We start from the raw sequence: 14,877 nt of genomic DNA, 5'->3' as shown, positions 1-14,877 counted from the left end.
GTGGACTGACAGCTAAGGGATGAGGTTTTCCAGCGGAACGTGCGGGTCTGCCAGCGACTCCGTGTTCACCTGGGCCTTGGTGCGAATCAGCTGCTGGATGGGCTCTGTGACGTCCCACACATTGACGTTCATCCCGGCCAGCACCCGGTCCTCCTTCACCCAGAACGCGATGAACTCGCGCTTGCCCGCGTCGCCCCGGATCACCACCTGGTCGTAGGAGCCGGGGGGCGCCCAGCCGGAGTACTCCATGCCGAGGTCGTACTGGTCGGAGAAGAAGTACGGGACGCGGTCGTAGACGACGTCACGGCCCAGCATGGCCCGCGCGGCCGCCGGGCCGCCGTTCAGGGCGTTCGCCCAGTGCTCGACCCGCACCCGGGTGTCGAACAGCGTGTGCGGGAAGGAGGCCACGTCGCCCGCCGCGTAGATGTCGGGGTCGGAGGTGCGCAGCCGCTCGTCGACCACCACACCGCCGCCGTGCGCGCGGTCGGCGATCTCCAGGCCCGCCGTCTCTGCGAGCGCGATCCGTGGGGCGGCGCCGATCGCGGCCAGCACGTCGTGCGCCGGATGCTCCTCGCCGTCGTCCGTACGGGCCGCCAGCACCATGCCGTCCTGGCCGACGATCTCCGTCAGCCGTGCCCCGAAGTGGAAGCGGACGCCGTGCTCGCGGTGCAGCTCGGCGAAGAGGCCGCCCAGCTCGGGGCCGAGGACGCCGTGCAGCGGGGTCGGCTCCGGCTCCACGACGGTGACCTCGGCGCCGTACTCCCGGGCGGCCGCCGCGACCTCCAGGCCGATCCAGCCCGCCCCCGCGATCACGATGTGGCCGTTGTCCCGGCCGAGCGCGGTCAGGACGTGCCGCAGGCGCTCGGCGTGGGCGAGCCTGCGCAGATGGTGGACGCCCGCGAGGTCGGTGCCCGGGATGTCCAGGCGGCGGGGCTCGGCACCGGTCGCGAGCAGGAGCTTGTCGTAGTGGACGACCGTGCCGTCCTCCCCGAAGCGGACCGTCTTCGCCCCGCGGTCGACGGCGTCGACGGTCTGGCCGAGGTGCAGCTCGATGTCGTTGCGCGCGTACCAGGCGGGCTCGTGCACGAAGACGCTGTCGCGCTCCTCCTTGCCGAGCAGGTAGCCCTTGGAGAGCGGCGGGCGCTCGTAGGGGTGGTCGCGCTCGTCGCAGATCAGTATCACGCGCCCGGTGAAGCCCTCCGCCCGGAGCGTCTCGGCCGCCTTGGCGCCGGCCAGTCCGCCTCCGACGATGACGAATGTCTGATCCGCGTCGACCACTTGATGCCTCCTCGTCAGGGTGCCGCCACATGGGAGCGTCCCGCACGCAGCGTGATGGGGGAAGAGGGAGTGGCCCGATCAGGCCACGGAGGGTCACGTTCGGGGCCTTTCGGTGCCGCCCTCGTCCCTGCTGTCTCACACCTTTCTCACGGGTGCCCGGTCAGGCGTGCGTGAAGCGAACGCGCCGAGGCGTCGGTGAGGGACGCGATCTGGTCCACGATCACCCGCTTGCGGGCCCGGTCCTCGGGCGCCCGGTCGAACAGCGCGCGGAACTGCGGGTCGAGACCGACCGGAGCGCGCGCGGTGAGCGCCTGCGCCAGCTCGGCGACGACGATCCGCTGGTCGGCCCGGAGCCGCTCCTGCTCGGCGCGCTGCATGACGTACCGGTCGGCGACGGCCTTGAGCACCGCGCACTCCAGGCGCGTCTCCCGCGGTACGACGAGCTCGGCGCCGTACCGGGTGAGCCGGCCCGTGCCGTAGGCCGCGCGTGTGGCGCCCTCGGCGGCGAGGCAGAAGCGGCCGATGAGCTGGCTGGTGGCGTCCTTCAGACGGGCCTGGGCGACCGCGCTGCCGTCGTAGCCGTGCGGCCACCAGGGTTCCTCCTGGAGCCGGTCCAGGGCGGCGGACAGCTCCGCCGGGTCGGTGTCCGCGGGCACGTACCGGCCGACGGCCACCGCGAAGACCGCCTGGCGTTCGGGCTCGGCGTGCAGATGGCCCGGGTCGATGTGGCCGGCGTGCAGGCCGTCCTCGACGTCGTGCACCGAGTACGCCACGTCGTCCGACCAGTCCATGACCTGGGCCTCGAAGGTGGCGCGGGAGCCGGGGGCGCCCTTGCGGACCCACTCGAACACGGGACGGTCGTCGTCGTAGACACCGAACTTCGGGGACTTGGGGTCGGTGGGGTGGGCGCCGCGCGGCCACGGGTACTTGGTGGCGGCGTCCAGGGCGGCGCGGGTGAGGTTGAGGCCGACGGAGCCCTCCGGGGTGAACCGCTTGGGCTCGATGCGGGTCAGCAGCCGCAGCGACTGGGCGTTGCCCTCGAAGCCGCCGCAGTCCTCGGCGAACTCGTTGAGCGCCTGCTCGCCGTTGTGACCGAAGGGCGGATGGCCGAGGTCGTGCGAGAGGCAGGCCGCCTCCACCAGGTCGGGGTCGCAGCCGAGGGCCGCGCCCAGCTCCCGGCCCACCTGCGCGCACTCCAGGGAGTGGGTGAGCCGGGTGCGCGGGCTGGCGTCCCACGCCTGGCTGTACGTGCCCGGCGTCACCACCTGGGTCTTGCCTGCGAGCCTTCTGAGGGCCGCGGAGTGCAGCACGCGGGCGCGGTCGCGCTGGAAGGCCGTACGGCCCGGGCGCTTGTCCGGCTCGTGCGCCCAGCGCTCGACGGACATCGGGTCGTAGCCGGGCGGTGGGATGTGGTTCTCGTGCGCCATGGATCGACAGTAAGCGCAGGCAGTGACAATCGGGGGTCTGCTTCGCGCCCGGATGTCCGGCGTGTGCGGAAACAATCACCGAGCGGTCCCGAACGTTCTCGGCCAACACCGCAGCGATTCCGCCGCCTTGGCCGGATCATGGCGGTCCCTGCCTCGCGCGGTGCTTAGGGTGAGCCGTCACAGAACGGGGGTTCGAGTGATCAGCGTGCCGAGGTTCCGGCTTCTCGCGACCGCCTACGCCGTCTCCGCCTACGGCAACTATCTCAACCTCATCGCGCTGAGCCTGTTCTCCTACGAGGTCACCGGCACCGCCTTCGGCATCGGCGCCGTGATGGCGCTGCGGCTCTTCGCCGGGGTCCTGTCCGGGCCGGCCGCCGGAGCGCTGACCGGGCGGGTCGGCCGCCGTACCGTGATGATCTGCACCGACGCCGCCCAGGCCGCCGCGATGACCGTCCTGGCGCTCACCGCCACGGCGACACCGCTGTGGCTGCTCGGCCTCGCGGTCGTGGTGCTGGGCGCCGGGAACACCTTCTTCACCGTGGCCCTGCGCAGCGCGGTTCCCGCCATGGTCGGCCAGGACCGGCGCGCCCACGCCAACGGCCTCCTCGTCACCGCCCGCTCCCTCGCCACGGTCCTCGGCTTCGCCTCCGCGGCCCCCGTCATCGGCTACGGCGGCTATGCCGCCGCGTTCACGCTCAACGCCGCGAGCTTCGTGGTGTCCGGGGCGGCGCTGGTGGTGCTGCGGCCGCGTACGGAGGAGGCGGGGGAGACGGGGGAGGGGGCGGGGGCGCGCGCGGGTGCGGGTGCGGGGTCGGGTGCGGAGGCGGGTGCGGGCGCGGAGGGGGTGGGTGGTGCGACCGGCGGTGGGCAGCGGCGCGTGCGGTGGCGGGTCTGGGCCGGTGTGCCCGCTCTGCTGCTCGGCATGGTCCTGCTGCGCGGCACCGACGCGCTGGCCTCCTCCTCGCACAACGTCGCCCTGCCGGTCGTGGCCGACCTCGCCGACCCCTCGCACCCCGCCCTGTTCATGAGCCGCTTCTGGGCGGCCTGGGCGGTCGGCACCGTCCTCGCCCACCAGGTGCTCAAGCGGGTGCGGACGAAGGACGGGTCCGCCTGGGGCGAACGCGGGTTCGCGCTGGGCACCTGTGCGATGTCGTGCGCCTTCGTCCTGGCCTTCACCGGGCTGCCCGCCCTCGCGCTGGTCCTCGCGGCCGCGGCGGCCGGGTTCGCGGACGGCTGGACCGAGATCGTCTACACCACGCGCCTCCAGGCCGCCCCGGACCGCGAACGCGGACGGCTGTTCGGGCTGTCCGCCACGGCGGAGCAGTCCGGATTCGCCCTGGGAACCGTCGCAGCGGCGGCGGCCCTGGAGGCGCTGGCCCCGCTGACCGTGGTCGCGCTGTTCCACGGTACGGCGGTGTGCGGGGCGCTGGTGCTGCTCCTGCTCGCGGGCCGCCGAGGACGCGTCGAGGGCGCTGCTGTAGACGTGCGTCACACGAGAGAACCACGGGCCTCCGGGTCGCCGGGAAAGGGATGAGGGCACGCATGGAACGGGTACGGGGAGCGTCGCTGTGCAGGGGGCCCGAGCCAGAGCGGGACGCCGACGATCCGCGGGACGCCGTGCAGGCGCTGCTGCGGGCGGCCGACTCCGCGGGCGGAACCGTGGTCGCCCTCGACGCGGACGGACGCGCGCGGACCCTGACGTACCCCGAACTGCTCTCCCGTGCCCGCCGGTTGCTCGGCGGGCTGCGCGAGCGCGGGGTGGGGCGCGGCGACACCGTGGTGCTCTGCGGGCTGCCCCTCGTCGACTTCTTCCCCGCCTTCTGGGCCTGCGTGCTCGGCGGGGTGCGGCCGGTCGCCATCGCCGAGGCCCCGGTGCCGGGGGCGCCCGCGCACGAACGGCTGCTGCACGCCTGCGCGTTGCTGCGCGGGCCCCTGGTGCTCACGGACGCGTCCGGGGTCGTAGGACTGACGCGGTCGGCGCCCGGCGTGAGGGCCGCCGACGTGCGTGCGTGCCTGGCGGCCGCCGAGGTGCACGAGCACGTCGAGCCGGTGGGGAGCGACGACGCGCTGCTGATGCTGTCCTCGGGCAGCACGGGCGCGCCCAAGGCCGCACGCCTCACCCATGCCGGGCTCGCCGACTTCGCCGCCAGCAGTCGGCGGATCCTGGACGTGCGCGGCGAGGACACGCTGGTGAACTGGCTGCCGGTGGACCACAGCGGGGCCTTCCTGCTCTACCACCTGCTCGCCGTGTTCACCGGATCCACCAACGTCCACGCGCCGACGGAGTGGGTCCTCGCGGATCCGCTGCGCTGGCTCGATCTGCTGCACGAGTACCGGGCCGGGCACAGTTGGGCGCCGACGTTCGCGTATCGGCTCGTCGCCGACGCGCTGGCCGAAGAGCCGGGGCGGGAGTGGGAGTTGGGCGGGCTGAAGACCCTGGTGTGCGGGGGTGAGCAGATCGTCCTTCCGGTGATGCGGGGCTTTCTCGACGCGACTGCGGAGTACGGGGTGCGGGAAGGGCATGTCGTTCCGGCCTGGGGGATGGCGGAGACGGTCACGGCCGTGACGTACGGGCGACTTGACCGGCCCGGGACCGTGCAGCGGCTGCGGAAGAGCAGTCTGGGTGGGGAGTTGGTGCGGGTTGGTGGTGAGGCCGGGGCATCGGACGAGGAGGTCGTCACGTTCGTCGCGGCCGGTGCGCCCGCGCACGGGGTGACGTTGCGGGTGGTCGACGAGCGGGGGGAGCTTGCGGGGGAGGGGCGGATCGGGCGGCTTCAGGTGCGGTCCGCCGCGCGGGTGACTCCGGGGTACGTCGATGATCCCGAGGCGGACGCGGAGGCGTTTCCCGACGGGCGGGAGTGGTTGGACACCGGGGACCTCGCCTTCTTCGACGGTGGGCAGGTGGTGATCACCGGGCGGCGCAAGGATCTGATCATTCTGAATGGGCACAACGTGTACGCCCATGAGGTGGAGGAGGCTGCGAGCGCTGTTCGGGGGGTGCGGCAGGGGGAGGTTGCCGCGTGTGGGGTTCCTCGGGTGGAGCGGGGGACCGAGGAGTTGGCGGTGTTCTTCGTCAGCCGGGGGGACGAGGAGGACGCGCGGATCGCGGGGGAGGTGCGGGCGGAGCTGTTCCGGCGGCTGCGGTTGAGCGCGGGGTGGGTGGTGGCCGTGCCGGGGGAGGAATTTCCGCGGACGCCTGCGGGGAAGGTGCGGCGGGGGGTGTTGCGGGAGCGGTTGGGCGCCTCGGCTTCGCCTTCGGCGGGAGTGTTCCCACCCGCACCACCCGTGCAACTTTCGTTGTCGGGTGCGGGTGGCCCTGGTGAGGCGGATTCGCCGTCGGCGGGTGCGGGAGGCGGTTCTCTTGGGGCGGGCTTGTCGGTGGATGCCGGTCTTGTGGCGCAGGTTGTGCGGGAAGAGGTCGCCGGGCTTCTGGGGCGGGATGTTGATGTGCGGGTGCCGTTCTACGAGTTGGGGCTGACGTCCGTTCTTGTGGTGCGGTTGCGGGGGCGGCTTCGGGAGCGGCTGGGGGTGGATGTCGCACAGACGGCGTTCTTCGAGCATCCGACGGCCGCGGCGCTGGGCGCGTATCTCGCGGGCGGTCCGGAGGTGGACGTACGCGGCGAGGTCGTAGCGGACTCCGGCCTCGATCGCCGTATCGCCGTGGTCGGTATGGCACTTCGGTTTCCCGGGGCCGATTCGGTGGACGGGTTCTGGGGGAACCTGCGGGACGGGGTCGACAGTGTTCGCGTCTTCGGTGACATCGGTGTCGGCGGTGTTGGTGGTCGGGTGCCGGTCGGTGGGGTTCTCGACGGGGTCGACGGGTTCGATGCCGAGTTCTTCGGGATCAGCCCGAAGGAGGCCGAACTGACGCATCCCGCCCACCGGTTGTTCCTGGAGTGCTGTCTGCGGGCGCTGGAGGACGGGGGGTACGCCGGGGGTGAATCCGGGGACAGGATCGGTGTGTTCGCCGGGTCGGGGATGAACCTCTACGGCCATCAGCAGGGCCGGGGCGCGGTGCCGCCCGAGTCGGAGTCGGATCCCGCCACCGGCATGCAGAGCGCCATCGGTCGGCAGCCGGACTTCCTCGCCACCCGGGTCGCCTACCGGCTCGGGCTCACCGGGCCCGCGATCGGTGTGCAGACCGCCTGTTCGACCTCGCTCGTCGCCGTGCACCTGGCCGCGCAGTCGCTGCTCTCCGGCGAGGCGGAGCTGGCCCTGGCCGGTGCCGCGGCCGTGCACCTGCCGCAGGAGAGCGGGTACCGCAGTCACCCCGGCTCCATCCTGTCGCCCACCGGGCGGTGCCGGCCCTTCGACGCGGACGCCGACGGCACGGTCGGCGGGAACGGGGTCGCCGCCGTCCTGCTCAAACGGCTCGACCGGGCACTCGCCGACGGGGACACCGTCCACGCGGTCATCCTGGGCTCCGCGGTCAACAACGACGGCGCGGGCAAGGTCGGTTTCACCGCCCCCGGCGTCGTCGGACAGGTGGACGTGGTGCGGCAGGCGCTGCGCCGCGCCGGGGTCGCCGGAGACACGATCTCGTACGTGGAGGCGCACGGGACCGGAACCCGGCTCGGTGACCCGGTGGAGTTCGAGGCGCTCGGCCGTGCCCTCGGCGAGGGCACCCGGCGCACCGGGTTCTGCGCGGTCGGGTCGGTCAAGCCGAACGTCGGCCATCTGGACAGCTGCGCCGGTATGGCGGGGTTGATCAAGACGGTCCTCATGCTCCGCCACCGCACCCTGGTCCCCACGCTCCACCTGACCCGCCCCAACCCCGAACTCCGCCTGGACAGAAGCCCGTTGACCCTGGCGACGGAGCTGCGCCCCTGGCCGTCCCCCGACGGCACCCCGCGCCGGGCGGGCGTCAGCGCCCTCGGCGTCGGCGGCACCAACGCCCACGTGATCCTGGAGGAGGCCCCCGTACGCGACCCCGCCGAACCGCCCCGGCTCCCGGTGCTCGTACCGGTGTCGGCCACCGACGGACAGGCCCTGGACGAGCTGGCCGCAGCGCTCGCCGACCGGCTGCGGCGGCAGCCCGGCCTGTCGGCCGCCGACGTCGCGGCCACCCTGGCCCTGGGCCGACCGCACCGCCCGGCACGCGTCACGGCGGTCGGGCGTACGGCGCACGAACTCGTCCGGGCGCTGGAGGCCCGGACGGGCGGTACGGCGGCGCCCCTGGGGTCCGTCGCCTTCGCGTTCGCCGGGCAGGGCAGCGCCCGGCGCGGCATGGCGAGCGGGCTGTACGCCGCTCATCCCGCCGCCCGGCGGATCCTCGACCGCTGCGCCGAGGTCCACACCGACGAGTTCGACGGCCCCGCCCTGCTGCCCCTCCTGCTGGACGGGGCGGCCGACGCCGACGGCGGGATCTGGCCCACCGAGACCGCCCAGGCCGCCCTCTTCGCCCACCAGGTCGCGCTCGCCGAGGTCTGGCGGTCGGCCGGCGTCCGCCCCGCGCTGCTGTTCGGGCACAGCGTCGGCGAGTACGCGGCCCTGTGCGCGGCCGGGGCGATCACCGTCGAGGACGGGCTGCGGCTCACCGCCCGGCGCGGACGGCTGATGCACGCCCTGTGCCCGCCCGGCGGCATGCTCGCCGTACGTGCCACGCGAGCGGACGCCGAACGCGTCGCGCGGGCCGCCGGTGCCGAACTCGCCGCCGTCAACGGGCCGCGCTCCCACGTCATTTCGGGCCCGCCCGACGCCCTCGAAGCGGCGGCACGCCTGCTCGACGCCGAAGGGCTGGACCGGCGGACGCTGCCCGTGGACCGGGCGTTCCACTCGGCCGCGCTGGAGGAGGCGCTGAGCGCGTTCTCCGCCTACGCCGAGCAGGTGGCGTACCGGCCCGTCGACACCCCGCTGATCACCACCGCCGACGGCGGACTGCGGCCCGAGGGCTGGACCGTGGACGCCGGGTACCTGCTCCGACAGGCGCGGCAGCCGGTGCGCTTCGACCTCGCCATGGCCACGGCGACCGCGCACGGACACGGAGACTTCGTCGAGATCGGCGCCGGAGAGACCCTCACCGGCCTCGGGCGACACTGCGCCCCCACGAGCCGCTGGCTGGCCGCGCAGGGCGGCGGAGCGGACGCCGCCGAGCAGACGGCCGGGCTGCTCCGGGCGCTGGGCGAGGCCTACGAGCGGGGCGCGGAGCTGGACTGGCGGACGGTCACGGCAGGCGGGGGCCGGATCCCCCTGCCGGGACACCCCTTGCGCCGACGCCCGACGGGCGGCCCATCCGCGCCCGGCTCCGCGGCTGCGCCCGGCTCCGCCGGTGGCCCCGGCTCCGCGTCCGGCGACGGTTTGGCCTCCGTGCCCCGCTCCGGCGCTGTGGTCGGGGCCGCTGCCGTGAGCGGTTCCTTTGGCGGGGTCCTCGGTGGTGTGCGGGAGCTGGCGGCCGAGGCGCTGGGCAGGCCCGTCGCCGAGGTCGCCCCCGACCGGTCCTTCTTCGAGCTCGGCGCCGACTCCCTCGCCCTGATGGGCATGACGACCAAGCTGGAGCAGCGCTACGGGGTGCGTGTGCCGGTCCGTGAACTCTTCGACTCCGCCGACACACCCCGGAAGCTGGCCGAGCGGCTCGGGGCGACCGGGGCGGCGGCGGAGCCGGCGGTGCCAGAGGTGCCAGCAGCGATACCGGAGGTGCCAGCAGCGGTACCTGAGTTACCTGCCGTGCCAGAGGCCCCCGACCTGCACGGTCTCTTCGGCCAGCAGCTCAGGATCGCTCAGCAACTCGCCGATCAAGTCACCGGCGTGATCAACCGTCAGCTCGACCTGCTGGCCAAGGCCGAACCGACCCTCACGCCCGCCCCCACCCCCACCCCCACGCCCGCCCCCACCCCGCCCGCCACCCCCTTCACCCCCACCACCGGACCCGACTTCAGCCTCTACTTCTTCGGCGACTACCCCGAGGACGCCGCCCAGGACAAGTACGGCCTCATCATGGACGCCGCCGAGTTCGCCGACCGGCAGGGCTTCCACGGACTGTGGTTCCCGGAGCGGCACTTCAATTCCTTCGGCGCGCTCTTTCCCAACCCCTCCGTGCTCGCCGCCGCGCTCGCGTCCCGTACCAGCCGGATCCGTCTCAACGCCGGTTCCGTCGTGCTGCCGTTGCACCATCCGGTGCGGGTCGCCGAGGAGTGGTCGGTCGTCGACAACATCTCCGGCGGCCGGGCGGGGCTGTGCGTCGCGAGCGGCTGGCATGCGACGGACTTCGCGCTCGCGCCGGAGAACTACGGCCGGCACCGCGAGGTGATGTACGAACGGCTGGGCACCGTACGCCGGTTGTGGTCCGGTGAGCCCGTTTCCGTGACCGCCGGTGACGGGTCCCTGGTCGACGTGACGCTGCACCCGCGCCCGGTCCAGGCCGAACTGCCGCTGTACGCGGCCGTGGTGGGAAACCCGGACAGCTACCGGCGGGCCGCCGCCGAGGGGCTCGGCGTGGTCACCAACCTGATGACGCAGACCGTCGAGCAGCTCGCGCGGAACATCGCCCTGTACCGGCGCACCCGCGCCGAGCACGGCCTCGACCCCGCGTCCGGCCGGGTGGTGGTGCTGGTGCACACCTATCTGGACGAGGACGCCGAGCGCGCCCGCGCCGAGGCCTACCGGCCCTTCGTGTCGTACCTGCGTTCCTCGCTGTCCCTCTTCGACCAGGTCACCAACAGCCTCGGCTTCGACGTCGACCTGGAGAACACCCCCGAGGACGACGTGGAGTTCCTGCTCGGGCGGGCGTACGAGCGCTACTGCGGTTCCCGGGCGCTGATCGGCGACGAGCGCACGGCGGCCGAGGCGGTCGGGCGGCTGGTGGCGGCCGGGGCGGACGAGATCGCCTGCTTCGTGGACTTCGGCGTGCCGAAGGAGAAGGTGCTGGCCGCGCTGCCGGTGCTGGACCGGGTGCGCCGACGGGAGTACGGGACGGCGCCGGTGGCGGCCGTGGGCCGTCGTATGCCGTTGTCGGCCGCCCAGCGCCGCATCTGGTTCCTGGAGCGGCTGCACCCGGGCACGACCATGTACTGCGAGCCGAAGGCCGTACGACTCGACGGGCCGCTCGACGTGCCCGCCCTGCGCCGGGCGCTGCAGCGGGTCGCGGACCGGCATCCGGCGCTGCGCACGGTGTTCGGGGAGGCCGACGGCGTCCCGTACCAGGAGGTGCGCGACCGGGTGGTCCTGGACTGTCCGGTCGAGGACTTCGGCGGGGCGACCGAGGAGGAGGCGCTGCGGGCCGTGCTCGCCGCCGAGGGGCGGGGCGGTATGGATCTCGCCGAAGGGCCGCTGGTCATCGCCCGGTTGCTGAGGTTGTCGGACGAGCGGCACCTGCTCTTCCTGCTGGCCCACCACATCGTCTTCGACTCCTCCTCCACGGCCGTCCTCGTCCGTGACCTCGCCGCCTACTACCGCGGCGAGGAGCCGCCCGCGCTCCCCGAGCCGCCCGCGCCCGCCCGCCCCGAGCCCGCCGAACTGGCCGCCTCGCTCGACTTCTGGCGGCGCGCACTCGGCGACGCCCCCGACCTCGACCTGCCATCCGACCGCCCCCGCCCGCCGGTCAGGACCGGCGCGGGCGCGAGCCTCACCCACGCGCTGGACGCCGAACTCACCGGCAGGCTCCGCGCGTTCGCCGCCACCCACCGCGCCACCCTCTTCATGACCCTGACCGGCGCGATCGGCGCCGTCCTCGGCCGGTACGCCGGACAGCGGGACGTGGTCCTCGGCACCGCCGTGGCCGCCCGTCCCGCGGGCGCCGAACACCACGTAGGCCTCTTCCTCGACACCGTGCCGCTGCGCGTGGACCTCACCGGCGCCCCCGACTTCCCCACCCTGCTGCGCCGGGTCCGCGACGGCAGCATGACGGCCTACGAGCACCGCCGCGTCCCCTTCGACGAACTGGTCGGCGCCCTCAACCCGCACCGGGACCCGGGCCGCAACCCGCTGTTCCAGGTGATGGTGGAGTACGAGAACGAGGGCGAGGCCGACTTCGACCCACCCCGGCTGACCGCCACCCTGCTCGACGTGCCGAGCGAGCGGGCCCCCTTCGACCTCAGCGTCTACCTCACCCACCACCGCGACGGCCTGCGGTTCATGGTCGAGTACGACACGGCCCTGTTCGACGAGTCCACCGTGCGCCGTCTGGTGGACCACGTCGAGCAGGTGCTGCGCCGGGCGCTGGACAGCCCCGGCACCCCCCTGCCCGAGCTGACCGCCGTCACCGACGCCGACCGGGCCGCCCTCGCCCGGCTGGGACGCCTCGACGAGCCGCAGCCGCCCGCCGGGGACACCCTGCACGGCCTGGTCGAGCGGCAGGCGCGCAGCACCCCGCACGCCGTCGCCCTCGTGGCGGGCGAACAGCAGGTGTCCTACGGCGAGTTGGAGGCGTCCGCCAACCGGCTGGCGCACCTCCTGCGCGGCCGGGGCGCGGCCCGCGGGCAACGGGTGGCCGTGCTGCTGCCGCGCGGCCCGGAGCTGATCACCGCGCTGCTGGGCGTCCTCAAGAGCGGCGCCGCCTACGTGCCGCTCGACCCGGCCTCGCCCACCCCACGTCTTTCCGCGCTGCTCGCCGACGCGGCCCCGGTCCTGCTGCTGACCTGCGGCGAACTGCGGGACCGGCACCCGGGCCTGGCCGCCGACGACACCACCCTGCTGGTGGCGGACATCGACCCGGCGCTGCCCGCCGACCCGCCGGACAGCGGCGCGCGCCCCGAGGACCCGGCCTACTGCATCCACACCTCGGGCTCCACCGGCCGCCCCAAGGCGGTCGTCGTCCCGCACCGGGGCCCGGCCAATCTGGTCCGCGCCCACCTCGACGAGCACCCGGCGCTGCGCACCCTCCAGTGGACGGCGCCGACCTTCGACGTCAGCGTGCAGGAGATCTTCACCACGCTGGCCTCCGGCGCCGAACTCGTGCTGATCGACGACGAGGTGCGCTACGACCCGGCGGCCGTGGCGGAGGCGGTGCGCCGGTACGAGGTGCAGCGGATGTTCATGCCCTGCACGCCGCTGCGGTACCTGATGGAGACCGGGCCGCGGCTGCCCGCGCTGCGGGAGCTGTACTCCGCGGGCGAGGCCCTGCACCTCACCGACGCCTTCCGCCGCTTCCTCGCCGCGCACCTCGGATGCGCGCTGTACAACCAGTACGGGCCCACCGAGACGTCGATCATCGTCACCTCGCACCGGGTCGACCCCGAGGGGGAGACGCTGCCGCCGATCGGCCGGCCGGTGCCGGGCGCGCGCATCCTGCTGCGGGACGCCGACGGGCGGCCGGTCCCGGTGGGGGCGGTCGGCGAGATCTGCGTGGGCGGCGCTCCCGTAGCGCTCGGATACCTCGGCCGGCCCGAGGAGACCGCCGCCGCCTTCGTGGACGGCGGCACGCTGTACCGCACCGGCGACCTGGCCCGCTGGCGCACCGACGGCACCCTCCAGTACCTCGGACGCGCCGACGACCAGGTCAAGATCCGCGGCCACCGGGTCGAACCCGCCGAGGTGCAGGCCGCGTTGGCAGCGCTGCCCGGGGTGCGGGAGGCGGCGGTCGTGGCGCGTCGGGACCGGCACGGGGAGAGCGAGCTGGTCGCCTATGTCGTAGCGGAGGACCCGGACCCGCTGCGGGCCGCGCTGGCCGGTGCGCTCCCCGACCACCTCGTGCCCGGGCGTTGGATGGTTCTGGACCGGCTGCCGGTGAACGCCTCGGGCAAGCTGGACCGCGCCCGGCTGCCCGAGCCCACGGGCGACGGACAGCCGGAGGCGGAACCGGCCTCCCCGCTGGAGAAGGCGCTGCACGAGCTGTGGTGCGAGGAGCTGGGGGTCGCCCAAGTGCCGGTGACGCGGCCCTTCTTCGAGCTCGGCGGGCACTCGCTCGGCGCGATCCGGCTGCTGCACCGCATGGCGGAGGAGCTGGACGTCGAGGTGACGATGGCCGACTTCTTCCGCACGCCGACGATCCGCGGGATCGCCTCCCGCACCGAGCAGCGTGTGCCTCTCACCTCCTCCCTGCGCCGACTGTGGCGACGGCACCACGAACACCCCGACCCGTCCGTCTACAACGTCGCCCACCGCATCGACCTGCACGGCCAGTTGGACGTGGAGCGGCTCAGGGGCGCGCTGACGCGGCTGGTGCGGCGGCACGACGCGCTGCGCGCCAGGTGCACCGGGCAGACCCTGGAGATCCTGGCCGACGTGCCGGTGGAGGTGCCGGTGGAGGACGTCGACGACGCCGACCGCTGGTGCGCGGAGCACGCCCGCCGCCCCTTCGCCCTCGACCGCGCCCCGCTGTTCCGCTTCCGGCTGGCCCGGCTCGCCCCGGACCACTGGATCCTGCTGACGGTCTTCCACCACGCGGTCTGCGACGGCTGGTCGCTCGGCGTGGTCCGGCAGGAGCTGGCAGATCTGTACGGGGGTCGCGAACTCCCGGAGGCGACCGTCCAGTTCACCGACCTCGCCCGCGACGAACACGCCCTGCCCGCCGCACGCCGCGCGGAACTCGAACGCTACTGGCGGTCCGAACTCACCGGCGTTCCCCTGCGGTTGCCCCTGCCTTACGACCACCCCCGCCCGGCCGTCCTGTCCGGCCGTGGCGCCCTGCACACCTGGACGGTCGGCGCGGGCACGCCCGCGCGGATCGCGGCGACGGCCGCCCGCCTGGGGGTGACCCCGTACGCGGTGCTGGCGGCGGCGTTCGCCCGCTGGGCGGGCCGGCTGTGCGGGGACGCCGGGGACGTGGTGCTGGCGGCCTCCAGCGCCAACCGCACCCGCCGCGACCGCGCGGGCACGGTCGGCCTGATCGGCGACGCGGTCCTGGTGCGGGCCCGCCTGTCCGAGGCCGCCACCTTCGGCGACCTGGCGGCGCAGGTGGCCGCGACCCTGTTCACGGCCCTGGACCACCAGGACCTGCCGCTGACCGAGGTGGTGGAACTGGTTGCGCCCGGCACGTCCCAGGAGCTGTTCCCGACGGTCCTCTTCACCGTGGTCACCACCCCGCCGCCGACCCTCGAACTCGCGGGCCTGCGGACGCGGGTGGAGAGCCTGGCGATGCGGGGCGTGGCCCGCAACGAGCTGTACGTGGTGCTGGTGCCCGGGGAGGAGGAGATCACGGTCACCTTCGAGTACTCGACGGACCTGTTGACGGCGGCGACGGTCGAGGAGTGGGCCAGGAGCTTCACGGCGGCGCTGGAGGAGGTGTCGTAGCGGAGGA

At 74.0% G+C, this 14,877-nt stretch carries 4 protein-coding genes; 2 read left to right on the top strand and 2 right to left on the bottom strand.

What is annotated here, in order from left to right; translation table 11 throughout:
• Positions 1 to 12: 12 nt before the first annotated feature.
• A complete protein-coding gene (locus ICC28_RS02165; RefSeq protein WP_188286619.1) occupies positions 13 to 1,278 on the bottom strand; it encodes an NAD(P)/FAD-dependent oxidoreductase in 1,266 nt (421 codons plus the stop codon).
• A 146-nt stretch (positions 1,279 to 1,424) separates the two neighbouring features.
• Positions 1,425 to 2,705, bottom strand: coding sequence for a deoxyguanosinetriphosphate triphosphohydrolase (locus ICC28_RS02160; protein ID WP_188286618.1), 1,281 nt, complete (start codon positions 2,703 to 2,705; stop codon positions 1,425 to 1,427).
• Between the two features lie 205 nt (positions 2,706 to 2,910).
• On the opposite strand from ICC28_RS02160, the gene ICC28_RS02155 reads away from it, so the two are divergent.
• Positions 2,911 to 4,239 (top strand): MFS transporter, encoded by a 1,329-nt coding sequence (locus ICC28_RS02155; protein ID WP_317453945.1) that lies wholly within the window; start codon positions 2,911 to 2,913, stop codon positions 4,237 to 4,239.
• Positions 4,240 to 4,247: 8 nt separating this feature from the next.
• Positions 4,248 to 14,870 (top strand): non-ribosomal peptide synthetase/type I polyketide synthase, encoded by a 10,623-nt coding sequence (locus ICC28_RS02150; protein WP_188286617.1) that lies wholly within the window; start codon positions 4,248 to 4,250, stop codon positions 14,868 to 14,870.
• The last annotated feature ends 7 nt before the right edge of the window (positions 14,871 to 14,877 follow it).

Source organism: Streptomyces sp. TRM68416, from assembly GCF_014596915.1.
In the GTDB taxonomy this organism is placed as follows: domain Bacteria; phylum Actinomycetota; class Actinomycetes; order Streptomycetales; family Streptomycetaceae; genus Streptomyces.
The sequence above is the reverse complement of the archived record's forward strand: the minus strand, read 5'-3'. Positions and strand labels throughout refer to the sequence as shown.

Bases quoted from the DNA above. Each gene is read 5' to 3' on its own strand.
- ICC28_RS02160 (WP_188286618.1), bottom strand. From the start codon at position 2,705: ATGGCGCACGAGAACCACATCCCACCGCCCGGCTACGACCCGATGTCC.
- ICC28_RS02150 (WP_188286617.1), top strand. From the start codon at position 4,248: ATGGAACGGGTACGGGGAGCGTCGCTGTGCAGGGGGCCCGAGCCAGAG.